General features: G+C 35.9%; 14 protein-coding genes, 1 tRNA gene and 4 pseudogenes. 13 read left to right on the top strand and 6 right to left on the bottom strand.

Annotated features, from left to right (window positions below):
• Window positions 1-243: 243 nt before the first annotated feature.
• Both BWD162_RS04805 and BWD162_RS08110 read left to right on the top strand, forming a co-directional pair.
• Entirely contained in the window at window positions 244-1,035 is a 792-nt protein-coding gene (locus BWD162_RS04805) for a pyrroline-5-carboxylate reductase (protein WP_078705666.1), read from the top strand.
• A gap of 147 nt (window positions 1,036-1,182) precedes the next feature.
• Window positions 1,183-2,379 (top strand): flagellin N-terminal helical domain-containing protein, encoded by a 1,197-nt coding sequence (locus BWD162_RS08110; protein WP_078705665.1) that lies wholly within the window; start codon window positions 1,183-1,185, stop codon window positions 2,377-2,379.
• 256 nt (window positions 2,380-2,635) lie between these two features.
• Here BWD162_RS08110 and BWD162_RS04795 read toward each other — a convergent pair whose 3' ends face one another.
• The 3 genes and pseudogenes from BWD162_RS04795 to BWD162_RS04785 form a co-directional block, all read right to left on the bottom strand.
• Complete coding sequence (locus BWD162_RS04795) at window positions 2,636-4,297, bottom strand: electron transfer flavoprotein-ubiquinone oxidoreductase (RefSeq protein WP_078705664.1); 1,662 nt, start codon at window positions 4,295-4,297, stop codon at window positions 2,636-2,638.
• A complete protein-coding gene (locus BWD162_RS04790; protein ID WP_078705663.1) occupies window positions 4,294-5,226 on the bottom strand; it encodes an electron transfer flavoprotein subunit alpha/FixB family protein in 933 nt (310 codons plus the stop codon). Before BWD162_RS04790 ends, BWD162_RS04795 begins: the two co-directional genes overlap by 4 nt.
• 52 nt (window positions 5,227-5,278) lie before the next feature.
• Window positions 5,279-6,024, bottom strand: a pseudogene (locus BWD162_RS04785) (electron transfer flavoprotein subunit beta/FixA family protein).
• 335 nt (window positions 6,025-6,359) lie between these two features.
• On the opposite strand from BWD162_RS04785, the gene BWD162_RS04780 reads away from it, so the two are divergent.
• Window positions 6,360-6,659, top strand: a complete 300-nt coding sequence (locus tag BWD162_RS04780; RefSeq protein WP_078705662.1) for a hypothetical protein — start codon at window positions 6,360-6,362, stop codon at window positions 6,657-6,659.
• Window positions 6,660-7,085: 426 nt separating this feature from the next.
• On the opposite strand, the gene BWD162_RS07920 is transcribed toward BWD162_RS04780, so the two are convergent.
• Window positions 7,086-7,367 (bottom strand): DUF6460 domain-containing protein, encoded by a 282-nt coding sequence (locus BWD162_RS07920; RefSeq protein ID WP_078705661.1) that lies wholly within the window; start codon window positions 7,365-7,367, stop codon window positions 7,086-7,088.
• A gap of 472 nt (window positions 7,368-7,839) precedes the next feature.
• Between BWD162_RS07920 and xseA the strand changes: the two genes are divergently transcribed.
• The 8 genes and pseudogenes from xseA (at window position 7,840) to BWD162_RS04735 (ending at window position 18,155) form a co-directional block, all read left to right on the top strand.
• Window positions 7,840-9,255 (top strand): exodeoxyribonuclease VII large subunit, encoded by a 1,416-nt coding sequence (gene xseA / locus BWD162_RS04770; RefSeq protein ID WP_078705660.1) that lies wholly within the window; start codon window positions 7,840-7,842, stop codon window positions 9,253-9,255.
• Window positions 9,233-9,859, top strand: a complete 627-nt coding sequence (locus BWD162_RS04765; protein WP_078705659.1) for a DNA-3-methyladenine glycosylase I — start codon at window positions 9,233-9,235, stop codon at window positions 9,857-9,859. Before xseA ends, BWD162_RS04765 begins: the two co-directional genes overlap by 23 nt.
• 970 nt (window positions 9,860-10,829) lie before the next feature.
• Window positions 10,830-12,397 (top strand): annotated as a pseudogene (locus tag BWD162_RS04760) (ABC transporter substrate-binding protein).
• A gap of 389 nt (window positions 12,398-12,786) precedes the next feature.
• Window positions 12,787-14,388 (top strand): ABC transporter substrate-binding protein, encoded by a 1,602-nt coding sequence (locus BWD162_RS04755; RefSeq protein ID WP_078705658.1) that lies wholly within the window; start codon window positions 12,787-12,789, stop codon window positions 14,386-14,388.
• A gap of 116 nt (window positions 14,389-14,504) precedes the next feature.
• Window positions 14,505-15,578 carry an ABC transporter permease gene (locus BWD162_RS04750; protein WP_078705657.1) on the top strand — a complete coding sequence of 358 codons (1,074 nt, stop codon included), beginning with the start codon at window positions 14,505-14,507 and terminating at the stop codon, window positions 15,576-15,578.
• Window positions 15,579-15,580: 2 nt separating this feature from the next.
• Window positions 15,581-16,509: pseudogene (locus BWD162_RS04745) on the top strand (ABC transporter permease).
• The gene (locus BWD162_RS04740) at window positions 16,502-17,386 is read left to right on the top strand and encodes an ABC transporter ATP-binding protein (RefSeq protein WP_078705656.1); all 885 of its coding nucleotides are present in this window, start codon (window positions 16,502-16,504) and stop codon (window positions 17,384-17,386) included. The pseudogene BWD162_RS04745 and the gene BWD162_RS04740 overlap by 8 nt, the downstream one beginning before the upstream one ends.
• Window positions 17,373-18,155: an ABC transporter ATP-binding protein gene (locus BWD162_RS04735; protein ID WP_078705655.1), complete on the top strand. Its 783-nt coding sequence runs from the start codon at window positions 17,373-17,375 to the stop codon at window positions 18,153-18,155. The genes BWD162_RS04740 and BWD162_RS04735 overlap by 14 nt, the downstream gene beginning before the upstream one ends.
• A 275-nt stretch (window positions 18,156-18,430) precedes the next feature.
• On the opposite strand, the gene BWD162_RS04730 is transcribed toward BWD162_RS04735, so the two are convergent.
• Window positions 18,431-18,504: transfer RNA gene (locus tag BWD162_RS04730), tRNA-Met, on the bottom strand.
• 168 nt (window positions 18,505-18,672) lie between these two features.
• Here BWD162_RS04730 and BWD162_RS04725 point away from each other — a divergent pair.
• On the top strand, window positions 18,673-19,629 hold the full coding sequence (locus BWD162_RS04725) for a Gfo/Idh/MocA family protein (protein ID WP_078705654.1): 957 nt from the start codon (window positions 18,673-18,675) through the stop codon (window positions 19,627-19,629).
• Between the two features lie 48 nt (window positions 19,630-19,677).
• Window positions 19,678-20,796: a DegT/DnrJ/EryC1/StrS family aminotransferase gene (locus BWD162_RS04720; protein ID WP_078705653.1), complete on the top strand. Its 1,119-nt coding sequence runs from the start codon at window positions 19,678-19,680 to the stop codon at window positions 20,794-20,796.
• A gap of 766 nt (window positions 20,797-21,562) precedes the next feature.
• On the opposite strand, the pseudogene BWD162_RS04715 reads toward BWD162_RS04720, so the two are convergent.
• Window positions 21,563-21,832, bottom strand: a pseudogene (locus tag BWD162_RS04715) (hypothetical protein); the annotation flags it as partial.
• Window positions 21,833-21,963 lie beyond the last annotated feature (131 nt).

The following is a 21,963-nucleotide window of genomic DNA, read 5'->3' as shown; positions in this document are numbered from 1 at the left end:
TGGCAAGATACATATCTTAACTTTGGAATAATGCTATACAGATGCAAATTTATGGCTTTTATGACTTAAGTCTATTTTGCTTCATCTAGATTTTACAAAGAAACAATGGCCTTATTTATGTTGAGGGTAGTCTACTGAAGTCTTTAATGATATTTATTATCAACTATTCGTGAATCAATGCTAGTCAAAGTATGTTAAGAGCTGATTTGAGATCCACTTTAAATTGTAAACATGAGGAGAGACATGAAAATTGGCTTTTTGGGAACGGGCACAATTAGCGCTGCAATGATTGATGGTTTAATGGCTAGCGCTTTTGAGGTGCATTCAATTGTCGTTTCACCACGCAACACACAAATAGCACAACGTCTCTCCCATGATTATAATAAGGTTATAATTGCTGAAAACAATCAAGCATTGCTAGATAGTAGTGATTGTGTTCTCCTTTGTCTACGCAATCAAGTTGCTGAAGAAATATTGCGCCCTCTTCGTTTCCACCCAGAACAACTTGTTGTTTCTGTACTTGCAATGGCTAGAGCAGCAGATGTTGAAAAATGGATAAACCATAAAGTTTACCGTGCTATTCCTCTACCCTTTGTCTCAGAATGCAAAAATTTAACACCAATCTATCCCGATCATCCATTTTTACGTGCCATGTTTGATAAGTTAGGTGGCACATTAGTACTTGAAAGAGAAGATCAGTTTAACCTTTTCATGACAGCTGGATCACTTATGGGAGTGTACTTTAATTTTATAGAAACAGCACATCAATGGTTGGTGACACAAGGAATAGAAAAAACTCAGTCAGCAGATTTTCTTAGCACGATGTTTGGAAATCTTTCTGATCAAATGCGCAAAAACACAAAAGCTCATTGTTCAATGTCTATTGATTTTGCACTTCTTGAACAAGAATTTTCAACAAAGGGAGGAACAAATGAACTTTTATCAAATTGTTTTTCTAACCAAGGTGGGCGGGCTGCTTTAATAACGGCCCTTGAAACTACTTTGCAAAGAGTTGCATTTTTATCCACACATTGAAAAAAACAACTTGAACAATATTTTTTAGTCTGATAGCACTGCAAAAAGTGATAGGCCAAATTTATCTGGCAGACATGATGTCGTTCTATCATGAGCTATAAAAATAGCATGTCCCTCTTTAATTATTTTTCGTTAAGGGACACGATTATGGGTTCAAGTATACTTACTAATAGATCTGCAATGACTGCATTGCAGACACTTCGTGCAATTGATAATAATTTAGACAAATCAAAAGACCGTATTTCAACAGGTTTGCGTATTAACAATGCTGGTGATAATACAGCCTACTGGTCTATTTCATCAATGATGAAGCATGACAGTAATACAATGAGCACTGTTATTGATGCCATTAATTTAGGTAAAGAACAGGTGAGTATTGCTGCTACAGCTGTTGACCTAACCAAAGAAGCACTTGATGATATTCAAAAATCAATGGTTACTGTTAATGGAAAAGGTGAAGTTGATATTGCTAAGCTTCAAGATTCAATGAAAGCAAATATGACGAACATTTCGAATGCAGTTCAGTCTTCTTCATTTGCTGGCAAAAACATGCTTTCCAATGGTGGTCAAACTGCTAGCATAGCTGCTGGTTATCGTCGTGAAGGTACAGCTGTCTATGTTGATATGATTGAAGTTGGTGGCCGTGAGTTGAACTTTGGTGTTATGAATGAAAATGGCACCATTGATATGTCAAAAGGTATTTTGAAAAACATTTTCAATGCAGACGAAAAAAGTAATATTGCTAAGTCTATTGAGACTTTTGAGAAAGCAGAAAAAGCATACAAAGCATTGGTAAATGACCTTGAAGAGAAGAAAACTGCATTGGCGGATTTGGTTGCCATATATGGTGCTGACCCTAAAGAAGAACCAGGAAAGGGTGCGATACAAAAGGCGAAAGAGGCCGTAACTAATGCTGAAAAAGCGCTGACTGATAAAGATAAAGGGAACGACACGTGGGCTAAAGCGCAAGCTGCTTTTAAAGTGGAAGCTAGTAAAGTTACCGTAGCTGAATTTGTCAAAATAGAAGGAATTGGTGCAATGTCTTCAGATGGACAAAATATCCTTCTAGGCAGCCTTCAAAATAAAGTGCGCGATGCAGTTGATCTAACTCTTATTGCGGGTGCTAAAATTGGTGCTGCAGTTAACTTGATGAATACTCAGCTCGAGTTTGTTAAAAGATTGTTAGACAATGTTGATGCAGGGATCGGTTCAATGATTGATGCTGACATGAATGCAGAATCTGCAAAATTGTCTGCTTTGCAAGTTCAGCAACAGCTTGGTGTTCAAGCTCTTTCTATTGCAAATCAGGGTAGCCAGAATATCTTATTCTTGTTCCGTAATTAATTCCATAACATTCTTACTTAAAAAGGCTGCGCATTCGCGTGGCCTTTTTTATTAACTGTTCAAATAATGAGTATACGCTTAGTTTTTCTGATAAGAGCAGTCTAACTTAGCTGATTTAAAATATGGATTAGGGGGGTAAGGTCAGATGTGCCTTATAAGCATCAGTATATAAATCACAATTTTTAGCTGAATAAAAATTGTATTTTTTAGAATATAGGGGTTTTAGTTTTTTGCGAAAAAGATAATAAGGCGCTAATTACATATTTGGGTAAAAAGGTCCTTCACTTCCTTGCGGACAAGTCCAATTGATATTTTGGTTAGGGTCTTTAATATCACATGTTTTACAATGGATGCAGTTTGAGGCATTAATAATATAAATTTTATGATCATTATGGTCTAGCCATTCATAGACACAAGCGGGGCAATAACGTGTAGAAGGTCCCCCGTAGATTGCATATTCAGAGTTCTTATGTTTTTCCAATGAGGCTATTTTTAAATGGCAAGGTTGATTTTCTGTATGGTGCGTATTGGAAAGTGCTACACTGGAAAGACAATCAAAAGTCACAATACCATCTGGCTTGGAATAAGCTATAGGTTGAAATTTTTCTGCTGGTTCCAAATATGCATAGTCCGGTTTTCCATGAGGGAGTGTTCTAAATAAAGAAAAGCCAAAAATCTTTTGCCACCATATATCAAATACAGCAAGTTTAATTCCGTATTTTGTACCATATTTTGCCCAGAGTGGTTTAGTATTACGTGCTATATAAAGATCTTTTCCGATAGGACCTTTGCGCCAATGATCTTCGATCTCTTTAACTTCATCATGGGAACGACCTTGAGCAAGGGCGTCAGCTATTTTATCAGCTGCTAGTATACCGGATAATATGGCATTATGTGAGCCTTTGATACGAGGTACATTAACAAAGCCAGCAGAACATCCAATGAGTGCACCACCGGGAAAGATGAGTTTTGGTACAGATTGCCAACCACCTTCGCTGATAACGCGTGCACCATAAGCAAGACGTTTTGCACCCTTTAAAAGTTCGTACAGCTTGGGGTGTGTTTTGAAACGTTGAAATTCTTCAAAAGGAGAGAGATAAGGATTTTTATAATCCAAGTGTACAACAAGGCCAACGGAAATCAAATTGTCTTCTTGATGATAGAGAAAACCTCCACCACCAGTGTTATTATCCAATGGCCAGCCGATGAAATGCTGAACTGAACCAGGTTTATGCTTTGAGGAATCAACTTCCCAAAGTTCTTTAAGACCAAGACCAAATTTTTGTGGTTCACGGTTCTTGCTAAGGTCGAATTTTTGTATGAGTTGTTTAGCAATTGAGCCACGCGCTCCTTCTGCAATGAGGGTGTATTTTGCCAGTAAAGCCATGCCAGGAATATAATTTTTTCCAGGTGTCCCCTCTTTTTCAATACCCATATCACCTGTGAGGACACCAATAACAGCTCCTTTATCATTATAAAGAATCTGAGATATGGCAAATCCGGGATAAATTTCAACACCAAGCGCTTCAGCTTTTTTACTTAACCAGCGGCAAACACTCCCCAGTGAAACGATATAACAACCATCATTTGATAAGATTTTTGGGAGAAAAATATTAGGTAATACTTTAGTGCTCGTTGGCTTCAATAGAAAAAATTGATCACTAGTAACAGGCGTTTTGAAAGGATGATTTTGTTCATTTTTCCATTCTGGTAAAAGTGTATTTATACCAATAGGATCAACCACTGCACCTGATAGAATGTGAGCACCGATTTCGGTGCTTTTTTCGAGAATTACAATAGAAAGTTTGGGATTGTTTTGTTTCAAACGAATTGCAGCAGAAAGGCCTGCAGGTCCTGCTCCTACAATTACTACATCAAATTCCATACTTTCACGCTGATGATGTGTAGGTACATTCATAGTAAAGCTTTCTCTAACTCAGGAATGACGTGGTGAAGATCACCTACGAGGGCGTAATCAGCAATATGCATGATGGGGGCTTCTTCGTCTTTATTAATAGCCACAATGGTTTGTGCATCCATTATTCCTGCTAGATGCTGGATGGCACCAGAGATGCCTATAGCAATATAGAGTTGAGGAGCAACGATTTTTCCTGTTTGTCCAATTTGCCAATCATTTGGAGCATAGCCTGCATCAACTGCCGCACGGCTAGCACCCACCGCAGCTCCTAGTTTGTTTGCGAGCGGTAGAAGTAATTCCATAAATTTCTCTTGTGAGCCAAATCCACGCCCACCTGCTATGATAACTCGTGCTGATGTAAGATTAGGGCAGTCACTTTTGTTGGTTTCTTCTTTTACAAAAGAAGAAAGGTTTGGGTTGGGGGCTGGTGTTATTGTTTTAATGGGAGCGGAATTTCCTTGGAGAGTTGGAGTGAAAGAAGCTGTGCGTACTGTTATAATCTTTTGGCGGTCATTTACACGCACAGTTTCAATAGCATTACCTGCGTAAATTGGTCGTTTAAAGGTGTCAGGTGCAACAATGGCAATAATGTCTGAAATTTGCATAAGGTCAAGGAAGGCAGCCACGCGCGGCATTACATTTTTGCCAACACTTGTGGAAGCTGCCATGATTACATCATAGTTATCGGCAAGTTCGACAATCGTTGCTGCTACAGGTTCGGCTAGTTGATGTGCTAGATAATCAGCCTCAGCAATAAGTACTTGCCGGATACCAGCCAATTGCGCACTATTTTCTGCAATTGCTTGAACCTTTGTTCCGCAGACTAAAATATCAACATCACCACCAATTAAATGAGCGGCAGTAAGTGCTTTTGCAGTTTCTTCTGACAAGGAATGATTATTATGTTCGGCCAATAAAAGAATTGCCATAAATTATTGCCTTTTTATGCATTGTTACTTTTGATATATCTATTATTGCATTTTAAATACAACTTGTTTTTTTAAGCGCACTAACAAGTTCTACTACATTTGCTACTTTAATTCCTGGTTGACGGGATTGAGGTTCTTCAATGTTAAGCACTGTTAAACGTGCTCGCGTATCTACGCATAGATCAGAAAGCGCTTTTTGTTCAATAGGTTTCTTTTTAGCTTTTATAATATTAGGAAGAGAAGTATAACGCGGCTCATTTAATCGTAGATCAGTTGTCATAACAACAGGAAGAGGTAAACAAATAGTTTGTGTACCACCATCTACTTCACGAGTAATAATAGCTTGATGGTTTTCTATGTTTAGATGTGAGGCAAATGTTGCTTGCCCCAACCAAGTAGAGCTGCTAACATTTGACCAGTTTGATTGTTTTCATCATCAATTGCTTGTTTGCCTAAAAAAACCATATTTGGTTTTTCTTCAAGAATAATTATTTTAAGAGTTTTTGCAATTGCTAAAGGCTCAAGAACTTCTTCAGTTTTGACAAGGATGGCACGATCAGCTCCCATTGCAAGTCCTGCCCGTAGGGTTTCTTGTGCTGCTTCTGGCCCAATTGAAACAAGAACAACTTCTGAAATTTTACCAGCTTCTTTTTGCCGGATAGCTTCTTCTACAGCGATTTCATCAAAAGGATTCATAGACATTTTTACATGGGATAGATCAACACCTGTGCCATCGGGTTTAACACGTATTTTGATATTATAATCAACAACACGTTTGACAGCGACAATTATTTTCATAATGATCCTCTTTAATTTATATAGTCACTATATTTTATAATAATAACCACAAGAAACCAAATCATTTAAGATTGATGCCAGCAGTTGGTTTTTAAAAAACCATTGCTATAAAGCTATAAGCCTTTGGTCAATGGTAAGAACGGGTCAGTTAGGTATTATGTTAAATATTGAATAAGGTGAAAATTAATAATATTTCCATTAATTTTGTTAGTTAGCTTTGTTTTGATATTATTATTTTCAATCTCTCTGATTGTTTTAAAGCTCTATTTACTAAAATGAGCCATATTCTCTATTATAAATATGATTTCTTGAAAAAGGTAAAAAGGGATGCATCTGTGAATATGAAACGTTATGTTATAAATCCGGTTGCACATAATCAACTTTCTACTTTTGTTGTTGAACAAAAGCAGAAAACGAAAAAGCATGCTGAAATAACTATGTCCGATATTGCTACTAAGTTGCGCTACGTTTACAAACAAATGCAGATAAAAAAAGTGCCCAATCATTTAATTATGCAAAGCTTTGTGGATAATAGTATTAAATCTTATTTAGATACAATTGGTCGGGCAATTTTAGCTGAGCATTCTGCACGAGATCAAGCGCAAAAAAGTTGTTTGAACGTTTGGAACAGATAGAAAAGCTTATTCAAAAGATTCTTCATGAAAAGAAAAGTTCACAAGAAACTATTATAGAGCAGTGTGTTCCTCGTGCGCAATCAATGGATTCTATTGTGCATCATCTTGCTCATATGACATATGAATGTGAAGAGAACTAAATGTTTGGTGTATCAAGAGGGACTCAATTTTTCTGAAAATAGTCAATTGAATCTACCTCAACAAAGTCAGTTTTAGTTCTTTACCAATAAAAGCTATGGAACATTTCTTAATAAAATTCTATAAGGTTTTTCAAAAAGGGAAATCTTTTTTTAATGTTCAATTATTTAGTTGTTTAGTTAAAATCTCTTGATGTGTGCTTTTTTTAAAAAATCTCTAAGATTTTCTTTTCGTAATAGAGCTTTTATAGAAATTTGTTTTTTAAAAGAGAGATTCTCTAAAGTACCTTTATTTTCTACGGAAGATGCGTAAAAAAAGGAAAACAGGCATAACAATTATTGCACCAGCCAAGGTCACATGAAAGAGGTTTACAAAAGTCATAAACCCTGTTTCCCATAGAGATTGAAGGAAGTCTATTATTTCCCAAATAAGATTAATAGGTGTCCACCCTAGGATGTTGATCGCGATTCCAGTGAAGAATGAAAGGATAAGCAGTTTTACAGCAATACGCCCTGGTGTATCACCGAGAAATGAATGAAGAGAATTGTGTGAATTTTTTCTATTTTTCATTTTTACATGACTTCAAATATACTAAACTATATACGTAGTGCAAATGATATACCCATAATGGGGGAGGAAAACGGATTTTATCGTTATTTATTTACTCTTTGTTTTGTAAGTTTTTCTCTCAAATTTACACCTTTAAATGCTCGTGTAACATTTGTACTATTTTTTTGAATTGCGTTCATGTGTAATTGACAATTTTTGTAATATTTTCATAGGGATTTTTCATTGTTTGCTTGATGTTGTTTAATTTTTTAGAATTCATCAGGCGCTATTGGTAATTTTCACCAATAATTTCCACCTCTTGGATGATGGTGAGTATTTCTCAATAAATGTTATTGCGGAAACGTTAATATGTTGTGCATAGAATATATTTCAAGGTATCTATTTTATAGAGATACTATTCATCTTCATAAAGATGTATTTATGTTACAGTTGGGTTAAGTGTTTTTAAGATTAAGCGAGTTTGAAAAATACGATGGATTTATTTAGTTCACGACCAGTGGCAACGAATGTAGCAGAATTTAGTGTTTCCGAAATATCAAGTGCTTTAAAACGCATTGTTGAGGATAAATTTGCTTATGTACGGGTGCGAGGGGAGATATCTGGTTATCGTGGTGTTCATGCTTCAGGCCATGCGTATTTTGCCTTAAAAGATGATAAAGCTCGATTAGAGGCTGTTATTTGGCGAAGCTTAATGGAAAAGCTTAAATTTTCTCCTGAAGAGGGGATGGAAGTGATCGCTGTAGGCAAACTTACTACTTATCCAGGTTCATCAAAATACCAAATAGTCATTGATGCTCTTGAGCCAACAGGAGTTGGTGCTTTAATGACACTTTTAGAAAATCGTAAGAAAAAGCTTGCAGACGAAGGTTTGTTTGATGAAGCAAAAAAGAAGCCACTACCTTATATGCCTCAAATTATAGGAGTTGTGACATCACCAACAGGTGCTGTTATTCACGATATTATTCATCGTATATCAGATCGTTTTCCTTTGCATATTTTGGTTTGGCCTGTAAGAGTTCAGGGAGAAACGAGTGGCCGAGAAATAGCTTCTGCTATTGAGGGGTTTAATGCTCTACCTTTAGGTGGTGTTTTATTTAAACCTGATCTTATTATCGTAGCACGCGGAGGAGGGAGTTTAGAAGATTTATGGGAGTTTAATGATGAAGCAGTTGTTCGTGCTGTTTATGCATCGACTATTCCTATTATTTCTGCAGTTGGGCACGAAACAGACTGGACTTTAATTGATTATGCCGCTGATTGGCGGGCACCAACCCCTACGGGAGCAGCAGAAAAAGCTGTTCCTGTTAAAGTTGATATTGAAGTACAATTGGCGTCACTTGGTGCACGTCTTTGTGCGGGATTAACACGTTATTTTAGTTTTCATCAACAAAAATTGCGTGCTATTTCGCGAGGTTTACTTACTGCCGACCAATTACTCGCTTTACCGCGTCGTGGTTTTGATGAAATTTCAAGTCGGTTGCAACGAGCTCTTTGTATAAGCTACGAGAAAAAACTTTTTTATTTTCGTGCTCTTAGTGTTCGGTTTTCTCCGCGTTTACTAAATAGCGAAAAAGCACGATACAATGTAAAAGGATATACGATACATCTTCGTCGTGCTTTCTTACGCAATGTTGAAAAACAACGTGCTCAGGCAGAGATGGCATTTAGGCTTTTAAAAAGCACTTCTTATCAGAATATTTTAGAGCGGGGATTTGTTTTGGCATTGGGGCAAAATAATAAGCCACTTAAACGATTAGTGCAGTTACCTAAAACAGGTCAGATGAATTTACGTTTTTTTGATGGTGAAATTAGCGTTTCAACACTTAATCGTGCTTCAAAAAACAAACGGATAAAACAGCAAGAAGATGATCAAGGAACACTCTTCTGATACGATAGATTCTGTACTCAATGAAGGACTTTTGATGGGGGTGGATGGAAAAGTTCGTTGTTTTTGGGCAGGAACTGATCCGCTTTATTGCGCTTATCATGATCATGAATGGGGAAAACCCGTTTTTGATGATCTGCGTTTATTTGAAAAAATCTGTCTTGAAGGTTTTCAAGCAGGACTTTCTTGGTTAGCAATTTTAAAAAAAATCTCCCATTTTCGCAGTGCTTTTGATGACTTTGATTTTGAAAAGATCATTCATTATGATGAAGCTAAAATCAAAATGTTAATGCAAAATAAAGGCATTATTCGCCATCATGGGAAAATCCGATCGGTGGTTAATAATGCTTTTAGGGCACAAGAAATTATCGCAGAGCAGGGCAGTTTATCCCACTATTTTTGGTCTTTTCAACCGCCACCGTTTGAGCGTCCTGAGAAGATAGATTTTAAGATGTGGCAGAACAATTCTATAACAGCCGCTTCTATTCGTCTTTCTACAGATTTGAAAAAACGTGGTTGGACATTTGTTGGTCCCACTACGTGTTATGCTTTTATGCAGGCAGTAGGGATAGTTAATGATCATCTCGAAGGGTGTTTTTGTCGTTAAATCTGCAAAGGTTTGTTTTAGCTAACCTTATTTTATTTCTTGGTTATAAACGATCATGAAAGACTAAAATACGTATCTGGGAGAAAGGCGTTAAAGATAACATGCGTTATATAGAGATTAATTATTGATATATTGACGCTTTAAATAACAATTGTATTGTGCGCCTATTAATTGGGGAAAATACTTAATAAACAGGTTTCATCTTCTCTGTTTTAAATCAAAATTCAGCATTTACTACTAGAAAAATATAAAGAAAATTGTTAAATATGGGGGAAATTATTTGGGTATACTTAAAGGTAAATAGTATGTGGGAATATTCTTTATATATTTTACCAATTGCTCAATTTATTCCAAGATAACACAACAGAAGTAAACATGCACTTTTAAAATTAAATGTATTGAAATAATATGATTATTTTTAAAAGTCTGCGCATGTGCTTTTGATAAAGGTTCGTGATATGGGAGAAGTTACTTTGCAGATTTTATATAAGTAATTTCATGTATTGTTAATAACCGTGATAACCAGTTTAAGTTAAAATTATGGCTTATGTCAGTTGTGAGAAAAGTTTTTTTGGTGCAAATATAAATCACCATGTTGAAAAAATCATTATTTGAGAAGAATTTAAAAGAATAGAAAAAAACGCGATATTTATTTTTAAATGTGAATTTATAGAGCAGACTTTATATAGTCCATTTTAAAATAACAATATCGCAACCGTTGTGCTGTTATCAAACAATGAGTTGAAGTAGTAGACTGTATGTTTTCAGATGTAATTCAGAAATAAATTCAGTGAATGAGGAAGGAAATAACCATTTAAAAGAGTATTCGCATTATATGTATTCAGTTTTTGCTGATATAAACTTACTAATTCAACTAAAATAGCTAATTATAAAATAAGAGTTTAAGGGAAAGGTCTATGAATATAAAAAGAAGATATTAAAAGGGAGCTGTTCTTTTATTTCTGCTCTTATGGCTATAAGCGTGCTGTTACAACAAGTGTCAGCAAAAACACCTGCTGATACACTCGTGATGGCTTGGAATCTTGATGCGATTAATGCATTTGATCCTGCTCAAGTTAACGATTCTTACAGCAGTGAAATTATTCATAATATTTGTGATAGTTTGGTTGATACTGACCCAAGTGATGCAACCAAAATGATTCCACATTTGGCAAAGAGTTGGGATGTTACAAGTGATCATAATATGATGATTACTTTTCATTTGCGTGATAATTTAAAGTTTGCTGATGGGCGGCCTGCTAGTGCTGGTGATCTTGTTTGGAGTATGAAGCGTGTTGTTCAGTTGAATATGGCTAATGCCGCAACACTTAATGAATATGGCATTACAACGCAAACAGTTGATTCTGCTATTTACGCGCCGGATGAGAAAACTGTGGTAATGAAATTTGATAAGCCTTATCCAGCGGAGCTTATTCTTAGTAATATTGCTGCTAATCGTGTTGCTATGTTGCTCGATCGTGAAACGATTATGAAACACGAAAAAGATAATGATATGGGAAACCGCTATTTAGCAACTCATGCTGCTTGTGTTGGGCCTTATCAGCTGGTCAGTTGGCGCCCTGGAGAAGCTATTTTACTACGTTCTCATTCCAATTATTGGGGGGAAGCACCTAAACTTAAACAAGTTCTAATTCGTCATGTTTCTGAATCTGGTACGCAACGCTTATTATTGCAAAAAAACGATATTGATGTAGCACGTGACTTAACACCTGAGGCTTTGGAAGATCTTGAAAAAACAACAGATGTCAGGATTGAAAGAATATTACAGCCAGCTATGATGTATTGGGGTTTTAATATGACAAACCCTATTTTTGCTAATGAAAAAGTGCGTTTGGCTATGCGCTATCTTATTGATTATGACAATCTTGGTAAAACAGTTTTGAAAGGTATTGGTATTCCGCGTTCTAGTTTTATACCTATCGGTGTTTTTGGGGCTTTGGACGAAAAAGAAGGACTACCTTTCAAACTTGATCTTCAAAAAGCTAAGCAACTTTTAGTTGATGCAGGTTATCCAAATGGATTTGAAGCGCATATCGTTGTGGGAGGGGCTCCTTATACTTTACCGATTGTTCAGTCTATTCAAGATAATGCAGAAAAGGTGGGTGTGCACCTTAAAATTGAACGTGTGGCGGGTGCGCAATTGTTTTCAAAAGTTTCTGCACGTGCTTTTGATACAGCTTTTTTAGGATGGGTTAATGAGTCTGCAGATCCTTATACGATGGCTTTGCGCATTGTTTATAACCCCGACAATCGTTTTGAGGCTAAAAATACGGCTTATCCTAGTTGGCAGCAAGGATATTTTGATGCAAATATGAATCAGCAAGTTGAAGACGCTCTATTTGAAAAGGATTTAGAAAAACGAGCGCAACGATATGCTGATTTGCAGCGTAAACTTATGCAAAAAGGGCCTTATGCTTTTCTGTTTCAAAAATATAATACTGTAGCTGTTTCATCTGTTATTAAAAATGGGTTTGGAATAGTGCACCACGTGTTTTCTATAGTTCAATTGAAAAATAAGCGTATTTTAGGCAGTAAAAATACGAAGGGTGAATAAGTTAAAGGTTAGTAATGAGTAATAGCTCCTTGCATAAAGTGATTTTTAGTGATTTGTAACATTAAACTATAAGGGGTAGCTTATTCATAAAAGTTCAATTTATATGTATTTAATCAATATTAACGACACGTGATAAGTAATATTGCTTGGTGTACTTGCTCATATATTATGGGTAATTTATAACTTTAAGTATGGGGAGAGAGACTAAGAGCATTTTTGAGTTTAAGTTGGATAAATAGAGTGAGTGTGTACAATGTTTTGTAAGGGAAAAAACAATAAAGAAATCGTAATCACTTTATTTGGAAAGAGTAAAACACCATAAAAAAGGGGGTTGAAAGGGAATTAAAAGGTAATGCTTAAGAGTTTTGGTGCTTTATTAGGATTAATCGTTTTTTTAAGTAGTTTAATGCCAGTAGCGCTAAGTGTGCCGCCTAAAAATACATTAGTAATGGCATGGAACATTGATTCAATCAGCAATTTTGATCCTGCCCAATCTGTTGAAATTGTAACAAGTGAATTATTGAGCAACATTTGTAGTTCTTTGGTGCAGTTTGATAAACATGATTCTATGAAAATTCGTCCTGCTATGGCTCGGTCTTGGGATGTTTTAGATGATGGGAAGAGAATTGTTTTCCATCTTCGTGATGATTTAAAATTTGATGATGGAAGGGTAGCAACTGCGAAAGATCTTGCTTGGTCGATGCAGCGAATCATTAAATTAAATTTGGGCTTTTCTCAATCTTTGGGAGACTTTGGATTTACCAAAGAAAATATTGAGACTAGTATTCAAGCTCTTGATGATACAACTTTACAGTTAGACTTTGATAAGCCTTATCCTGTCCATCTTATATTGACTACAATTGGGCAAACTTATACTGCTGCTTTGCTTGATCGGAAGACACTTGAAACAAATAGTGTTAATGGTGATATGGGGAATAAGTATTTAGCTACTCATTCGGCTTGTGTTGGTCCTTATAAATTGGTCCGTTGGCTCCCCGGGGAGCGGGTTGTTTTACAAGCTACCCAACATTATTGGGGAGAGAAACCCAAAATTCAGCAAATTTTAGTGCTTCATGTGGCTGAATCAACAAGCCAGAGATTGCTTTTGGAAAAGGGTGATGTGGATATAGCACGTGATCTTTCTTCAGAAGATGTTTTGGATCTTGAAAAACAAGGGGGATCTATCAAGATTAATCGTATTTTGCGGCCACAATCTGTTTATCTATCGCTGAATAATAAGAGAGAAGCTTTGGCTCATGAAAAAGTAAGGTTGGCGTTGCGTTATCTTGTTGATTATGACAATCTTGGTAAAACAATTTTAAAAGGTATTGCAATTCCTCGTGCAAGCTATATGCCATTAGGAATGCCAGGCGCTTTAGATGAAAAAGAAGGAATGCCATTTGAGCTAGATCTAGAAAAAGCAAAGCAGTTAATAAGTGAAGCAGGTTATCCAGATGGATTTAAAGCCAATCTTTTAATTGGTAGTCTTTCCTATATGTCATCTGTTGCACAGTCTATCCAAGAAAATGCACGCAAAATTGGGATTGATCTTACAATTGAAAAAATGACACAGACTCAATTATTAAGCCGCGTTCGTGGAGGAAATTATGACATTGCTATAATGGGGTGGCATACAACAATTCCCGATGGACATTTGTCTTCAATACGTCATGTTTTTAATCCTGATCCAACATTTACTCAAAAGCACAACATGTATTTGGCTTGGCGGGCTGGTTATTATGATGTAAAAGTCAATAAAATGGTGATGGATGCTTTATCTGAAAAAGATCAAAATAAACGCTTTGAACAGTATCGCAATTTGCAGCATTATATTCTTTATCATGGTCCTATGGCTTATTTATTTCAGACCTATTATATCATTGGTATGGGGCCTAAGGTAAAAAAATGGTTTTGGAATAGTTTTGAAATTCGCTATAGTGAAGCAGAAAAATAAGTTACAATTCCGTTACGAATAAGAGTCATGTGAATGTGCGAGTGCGATGTATTTTACTGTATGGCTAGAAAAGGTCGTAAAGCATAGGTTTTATAAATGTGTGGGGAATTACCATAATGGTTTTATCGGATTCAAAAGCTGATGTGGCATTAGCACAAAAGCGGAGAAGTCTGCGTATATGGCCTTTTTTCTTTAAGTCATTTAAGCTGTTAATTTCGGTATTAATTACATTATTTGGTTTAGTGACAATCACTTTTTTTATTGGTCGTCTTTTACCTTTAGATCCTGTTATTGCTATCTTGGGTGATAATATTAGTCAGGAAGCTTATGATACAATGTTCTATAAATTAGGTCTCGATCAGCCGTTGATTGTACAGTATTGGGGTTATCTTCAGAATATTTTTCTGTTTGATTTGGGGGACGCTTTGACTTCGGGGCGTCCTGTTTTGGAAGATATTTTACGTGTATTTCCTGCAACGTTAGAACTTGCGACGGTTGCTGTTATTATTGGCACGAGTTTGGGTATTCCGTTAGGGGTCTTTGCAGCGATGTATCGTAATTCATTTGTTGATTATTTCGTTCGTATTTTTACCTTGATAAGTTATTCAACACCAGCTTTTTGGCTTGGATTGATGGCGTTATTAGTATTTTACGCTAAACTTGGTTGGATTGGTGGTCCAGGGCGTATTGATTTTCTTTATGAATATTCTTTCGAACCCAAAACAGGTTTATTTCTTTGGGATACTGCTATGCAGGGGCAATGGGAAGTTTTTGGCAATGTTTTTAGTCACATCATTATGCCTGCCTTAATTCTATCTTTTGGTGCTATGGCTTATATTAGCCGTATGACTCGTGGGTTTATGATTGAACAGCTTAATCAAGAATATATTCTTACAGCACGTGTTAAAGGATTATCATGGGCTCGAACAGTTTGGGGGCATGCTTTTCGTAATTCTGCTGTTCAGGTTATTACTGTGGTTGGCCTTTCTTATGCGTTTTTATTGGAAGGTGCTGTGTTGACAGAAACAGTTTTTGCTTGGCCTGGTTTCGGGCGTTATTTGACCAATGCGCTTTTTGCAGGAGATATGAACGCAGTTGTAGGTTGTACCCTACTTATAGGATGTTTTTCTGTCACTATTAATTTATTTTCTGATTTACTTTATCAGCTTTTTGATCCAAGGACACGTTGAATATGACAATAATTAATCATCATAATCCGCGATCGTCATTTTCTTTGAGTCGTTGGTTAAATGGATCTGTTCCGCAGTCAACAATCCAAGCAAATATACAAAGATTTTATTACTCATTGACCATTTTTTTCGTAATTTTTCAGCTGTATTGGGATTGGCTATTATCCTTGTTATTCTTTTGTGTGCGATTTTTGCATCTTGGATTGCTTCCTATGATATTGCTAGCAATGATCTTGTTCACCGATTACAGCCACCGTCTATGCTGCATTATTTTGGAACTGATGAATTGGGCCGTGATATTTTTAGTCGATTAATTTTTGGTACGCGTATTACCCTTTATATTGTTTTTTTAACGACAATTATTGTAGGTCCGATAGGACTGATTGTAGGCACTATATCTGGTTATATGGGGGGATGGGTTGATACGGTTTTAATGCGTGTTGTAGATATTTTTCTTGCTTTCCCAAGTTTGATTTTAGCACTTGCTTTTTCAGCAGCTTTAGGGCCAGGTATTGAAAATGCAGCAATTGCGATTTCAATGGCAGCATGGCCACCGATAGCACGTTTAGCGCGTGCAGAAACTTTGACTATACGTTCGTCTGATTATGTTGCAGCAATTTTCCTGCAAGGTGCATCAATGTGGCGAATTATTTTATTTCATATAGCACCAATGTGTATTCCTTCAGTGATTGTACGGTTAACATTAAATATGTCTGCGATTATTTTAACAGCTGCTGGTCTTGGTTTTTTGGGATTGGGTGCTCAACCGCCAACTCCTGAATGGGGCGTTATGCTTTCGACTGGTCGTGAATTTATGATGACAAGTTGGTGGTTGGCGGCAGTACCAGGTTGTGCAATATTACTTACAAGTCTTGCCTTCAATCTTTTAGGTGATGGACTTCGTGATATATTGGATCCACGCAATGGATAAAAAATTATTAGAGATAAAAGACTTACATATTTCATTTCCTACAACGCGTGGTATTTTAGAGGTTGTACGTGGCGTTAGTTTTTCTGTAGGAAAAGAGAAAATTGGAATTGTTGGAGAATCTGGATCAGGAAAGTCAACGATTGGGCGTGCAATTTTAAAATTAAACCCAAGATCAGCAATTATCAAAGCTCAAAAAATGTGCTTCAATAACATAAATTTGTTGGCTGCCAGTGAGCATCAGATGCGCTCTATTCGGGGAAAGCGTATTTCAATGATTTTACAAGATCCCAAATATTCACTTAATCCATTGATGCGAATTGGGAAGCAGATTATGGAGGCTTACCGTATTCATTATCGTGTTTCAAAAATGGAGGCGTGGGAAAAAACGGTTTCTATATTGGAATCTGTTCATATTCGCGATCCTGAACGTATTATGAGGTTATTTCCTCATGAAATATCAGGTGGAATGGGACAGCGTGTTATGATTGCTATGATGCTTATTCCTAAACCTGATTTGATTATTGCAGATGAACCAACATCTGCACTTGATGTCACTGTGAGATGTCAGGTTTTAGCAATATTGGATGAGCTTGTAACAAAGTCTGGAGCGGGGCTTGTTTTCATTAGTCATGATTTAAATTTGATTGCTGATTTTTGTGATCGTGTTTTAGTAATGTATGCTGGCCGTATATTGGAAGAATTGTCTGCATGTGATTTATCTCGTGCATGTCATCCTTATACTAAGGCTCTTTTACAAAGTTTACCACGGCTTGATAAGCCGGTTGATATTTTGTCTGTTCCTGAGCGGAACCCTGATTGGCTACATGGTCCAACAATTGTTAATGGCGTTGAAAGAACTTACCATGACCAATTGTAAAAATATTATTGAGGTTTTTGATTTATCTGTAACCTTTGGACGTGGACATAGGGCAATAGAAGTTGTTAAAGAAGTCAATTTTCATATTAAGCGTGGTGAATCTTATGGTTTGATTGGTGAATCAGGATGCGGAAAATCAACCATTTTGAATGCACTAATTGGGCTTATTTCCGATTATAGGGGGCATTTTATTTTTGATGGAAAGGAAGTATTAAAGAAAAAAAATAAAACTTTTTTACGCCGTATTCAAATGGTTTTTCAAGATCCTTATGCTTCGCTTCATCCAAGAAAGATGGTGCATACGGTTCTTTCAGAATCTCTTACGATCCATGGTATGGATAATCAAAAGGAAAGGGTACACAATGTTTTGGATTCTGTCGGCTTAGACGCTTCATTTCTTTATCGTTATCCACATGAGTTATCAGGAGGGCAGCGTCAGCGTATTGCTCTTGCACGTGCTTTGATTATTGAGCCAGAGGTTTTGTTGTTAGATGAGCCAACCTCTGCACTAGATGTATCTGTGCAGGCTGAAATTTTGAATTTATTAAAATCATTACGAGAAGAAAAACAATTAACCTATTTAATGGTATCTCATGATCTTCCTGTTGTTGCACATATATGTGAGCGTATTGGAATTATGCATCAAGGAGTTATTTTAGAAGAGTTAAGTAATAATAATTTACGTCATTTGCGTGCGCAGCATGATTATACAAAAATGTTTCTTAAAGCGAGTATTCAACCAATTTCTTACAAAGAAGAGGAGGTATAATTAGCTTTACAAGAAAGTGGGAGGGATTTTCTTTATTTTGAAGCTCTTGTGCTAAAATAAAAAGTTTTCTTTATCTTTCAATTTTTTTACTTTTATTATAAAAACATTTTATAAAAATGGGTTTAATACCTAAAATTTTAGCAAGATAACTGCTTGTTGATTTATAAGTTTACTATTATTCTTCTTTTAAAAAGTTGTTTATAATTATCCTAATAGAATCTGTCAAAAACCAATAGTGCAGAATTCTTTTTAAAAATGCTATAAAAGAGCGCTAGTAGCGGAGGAGGGATTCGAACCCCCGACACAAGGATTATGATTCCTCTGCTCTAACCTACTGAGCTACTCCGCCAAAACAGAAAGATATTAAGAAATAATTTTATCTTTGGCGGATATAAGAGGTAGAATAGTGAGATGTCAAGCATCGTTTTTAAGCTTTTCTCTTGTCATTCTATTTCATCCCCGATATGGAATGAATGGAAATATAATTTTCATAGAGTTAGGCAAATAAGGTGTAAAAATGACACCACGTGTAGCGGTTTTAGGATGCGGTTATTGGGGTAGAAATCATATACGAACACTCCAAAGTCTTGGAGCTTTAGCAGCAGTTTCTGATATTGATTCTAATCGAGCTATGAGTTTTGCAAACGCGCATAACGTTGAAGCTATAGCGGCTGATGATCTTTTCACTCATGGGGATATTGATGCGATTGTATTAGCACTCCCTCCACAATTTCATACAGACAATGCACTACGTGCTCTAAAAAATGGTAAAGATATTTTGGTTGAAAAACCAATTGCTTTAAATATGGCTGATGCTGAGCACCAAGTTCATGTGGCTAATGAATATGGACGGATTTTTATGGTAGGCCATGTTTTACGTTTTCATCCTGCTTTTGAAAAAACATGTGAATTAGTGGTGAATAAAGAATTGGGAGATGTGCGTTATATTTATTCTCATCGATTGGGTTTTGGAAAATTTCATATGCAAAGTGGTGCCCTATGGGATCTTGCTCCTCATGATCTTTCAATGATTTTAGCTTTGACGGGGTGTGAACCTTCTGAAGTTCGCGGAGAGGGTGCTGCAGTAATTGACCAACTCTCTGATTTTGCACATATTCATATGGCGTTTCCAAATGGTATATGCAGCCATCTTTTTACTTCACGCCTTAGTCCTTATCGTGAAAGGCGTTTAACAGTCGTTGGTACAAAAGCTATGCTTGTATTTGATGATATGGAATCGTGGGACCGTAAATTAGCATTTTGCCGCTTTTCTGTTTGGCAAGAGAATAAAGAGTGGGCTTTTCATTCTGATGAATTAAATTATATTGATATTTGTGAAGGTTTACCGCTTACTTATGAGTTGCAGCATTTTCTTCATTGTATTGAAACACGTCAGGTACCTCGTACAAATGGTGATGATGCTCTTGCTGTTTTACGAACTTTAATTGCTGCTAATATCGATCATCAGAGATGAAAAAATAAATAGTACTTTCATATTTTTGTAATTATCAATGGAGTTAATATGCAATTTATCGACCTTGGGGCGCAGCGCGCACGCATTGAAGAGAAAATTAATGCCGCAATTGCGCATGTTGTAGCCAGTGGTCAGTATGTTTTAGGGCCGCAAGTAACGGAATTTGAAGGACAATTGGCGGATTATCTTGGCGTTAAACATGTGGTTGCATGTGCCAATGGAACTGATGCATTGATGATGCCCCTTATGGCTAAAAATATTGGTCCAGGTGATGCTGTTTTTTGCCCAAGCTTTACATTTTCTGCAACAGCTGAGGTTGTTGCTTTGGTAGGAGCAAAACCTGTTTTTGTGGATGTTTTGCCGGACACGTTCAATATTGACGTTGATAAACTTGGTAAAGCAATCGAAATGATAAAGAAAGAGGGAAAGCTCAAGCCAAAAGCAATTATTTCGGTCGATTTGTTTGGGTTACCTGCTGATTATACAAAAATTTCTGCAATAGCTGCGAGAGAAAATCTTTTTGTTATTGAAGATACTGCTCAAGCGATAGGTGGTAAAATAGGTAATGTTATGTGCGGGGCTTTTGGTGATGTTGCAGCAACAAGCTTTTATCCAGCAAAACCATTAGGATGTTATGGTGATGGAGGCGCTATGATGACCAATGATGGTGATCTGGCAGCGCTTTTACGTTCGATTTTGTTTCATGGTAAAGGTAAAACGCAATATGATAATGTTCGTATTGGTTTAAATTCACGATTGGATACAATTCAGGCTGCAATTTTATTAGAAAAACTTGCAATCATTGAAGACGAGATGGAAAAACGTATGGCAATTGCCCAGCGTTATTCTAGTAGTTTAAAAGATATTGTAACAGTTCCAGAAGTGGGAAGGGATATTCGTTGTGCTTATGCGCAATATACTATTAAAGTGAAAAATCGCGATCAATTGAGGATGTATTTACAAAAAAACGGCATCCCTACAATGGTTTATTATAATACTCCATTGCATTTACAACCAGCTTATAAACATTTTCCCTACGTGAAAGGTTCTCTTTCTGTTTCTGAATCTTTAGCAGATTGTGTTTTAAGTTTACCTATGCATCCTTATTTATCGCAAAATGATCAAGATGTAATTATTCAACACATAAGAAATTTTTATCATTCTTAAAAGAATATTTGCATTCTTAAAAGACTAAATTATTACATTCGTTTTATTTTTTTAAATGCATCGTTTTTTGAAGAGAATTTTTTACGCTATGATTTTTAAAAATAAAATTTAAAATTATACGAAGATGTCTCCATCAACAGGGGCTTTCATAGAGAAAAGTATGTTTGTGTTTTTCCCATCATAAAAAATGTCAATAATGGCTTTTAAAAAATAAGATAATTATCAATTGGATAAGTAGTGCTTTATAGATCAACATAGAAAGCAAAAAGGGACAAAATTTCAAAATTATTCAAAATGAATATTATGGTTTATGATCTAATTGTCACTATGACTATCATAAAGGTTCTTATCCCAATATAGAGATTAGAATTTAAGTTATATTAGTGATTGTCAGTAGCTGATATAAGATTACTGTAAGTGTTTTAACGAGATAATAATTGCGTTTTCTAAAAATGATCGTGAAACAAATAAAATACGACGTACATTGATTATGGTTAGGGTATATAAGGAATCTTTCTACATTTTAATGTGCTATTAGTAATTGCAACAAGAGATATACCAAAGATTTGTAGTAATTTGGATCACTTATAAAGTTTTTTAAAGCTGTAGTTTAAGCAGTGTTTATGTTGGAGGTTTTATCGTTAAAGGGTGTGTAATTTGGTTAACATAAGAGGAAAATTGCGACCACCATTTAACTGCATCAGCAACTTTTTAATGTAAACGTTAAGCTAATATTGTTTTTAAAGACAGTTTATGTAAGAAATATTTATATAGTACGGATTGTTTTTTTACGAATGCAGGATGCAAGATCGTTTTTATTTTTAGAGTTTTTAATCAATGTATTGATGGGTGAATCTTCACTTTCTTTTAAGGCTATTTGGGCAGCTAATGTAGCTGCTAATTCTTTAGTTTCTTTGCGCAATTCATTGAGGAGTTGATTGTTAGAATCATTGTTAAGGTCATTGATTTGAATTTTTAATAAGCGTTGTTGAAAATCTTCTATTTTTTCACGCATAGCGTTAGTTTCCATTATGAAAAATTTATCGCAAAAATATGTTGCTTGTTTTTATTGTGTTAGCTCCTGTTTAAGGAAAAGGGATATAGAGCCTATTATATGGGAAGAGACAATCTGTATTTTACTTGATTGAATTAAATTTTGTCTTTTAA

Origin of the sequence: Bartonella sp. WD16.2, from assembly GCF_002022505.1 — a bacterium.
GTDB lineage: Bacteria > Pseudomonadota > Alphaproteobacteria > Rhizobiales > Rhizobiaceae > Bartonella.
This window is presented reverse-complemented; position numbering and strand designations above follow the sequence as displayed.

Coding starts and splice junctions, on each gene's coding strand:
- BWD162_RS04735 (WP_078705655.1), top strand. CDS start 17,373: ATGACCAATTGTAAAAATATTATTGAGGTTTTTGATTTATCTGTAACC.
- BWD162_RS04750 (WP_078705657.1), top strand. CDS start 14,505: ATGGTTTTATCGGATTCAAAAGCTGATGTGGCATTAGCACAAAAGCGG.
- xseA (WP_078705660.1), top strand. CDS start 7,840: ATGGATTTATTTAGTTCACGACCAGTGGCAACGAATGTAGCAGAATTT.
- BWD162_RS04765 (WP_078705659.1), top strand. CDS start 9,233: ATGATCAAGGAACACTCTTCTGATACGATAGATTCTGTACTCAATGAA.
- BWD162_RS04720 (WP_078705653.1), top strand. CDS start 19,678: ATGCAATTTATCGACCTTGGGGCGCAGCGCGCACGCATTGAAGAGAAA.
- BWD162_RS04790 (WP_078705663.1), bottom strand. CDS start 5,226: ATGGCAATTCTTTTATTGGCCGAACATAATAATCATTCCTTGTCAGAA.
- BWD162_RS08110 (WP_078705665.1), top strand. CDS start 1,183: ATGGGTTCAAGTATACTTACTAATAGATCTGCAATGACTGCATTGCAG.
- BWD162_RS04755 (WP_078705658.1), top strand. CDS start 12,787: ATGCTTAAGAGTTTTGGTGCTTTATTAGGATTAATCGTTTTTTTAAGT.
- BWD162_RS04725 (WP_078705654.1), top strand. CDS start 18,673: ATGACACCACGTGTAGCGGTTTTAGGATGCGGTTATTGGGGTAGAAAT.
- BWD162_RS04805 (WP_078705666.1), top strand. CDS start 244: ATGAAAATTGGCTTTTTGGGAACGGGCACAATTAGCGCTGCAATGATT.
- BWD162_RS04740 (WP_078705656.1), top strand. CDS start 16,502: ATGGATAAAAAATTATTAGAGATAAAAGACTTACATATTTCATTTCCT.
- BWD162_RS07920 (WP_078705661.1), bottom strand. CDS start 7,367: ATGAAAAATAGAAAAAATTCACACAATTCTCTTCATTCATTTCTCGGT.
- BWD162_RS04795 (WP_078705664.1), bottom strand. CDS start 4,297: ATGAATGTACCTACACATCATCAGCGTGAAAGTATGGAATTTGATGTA.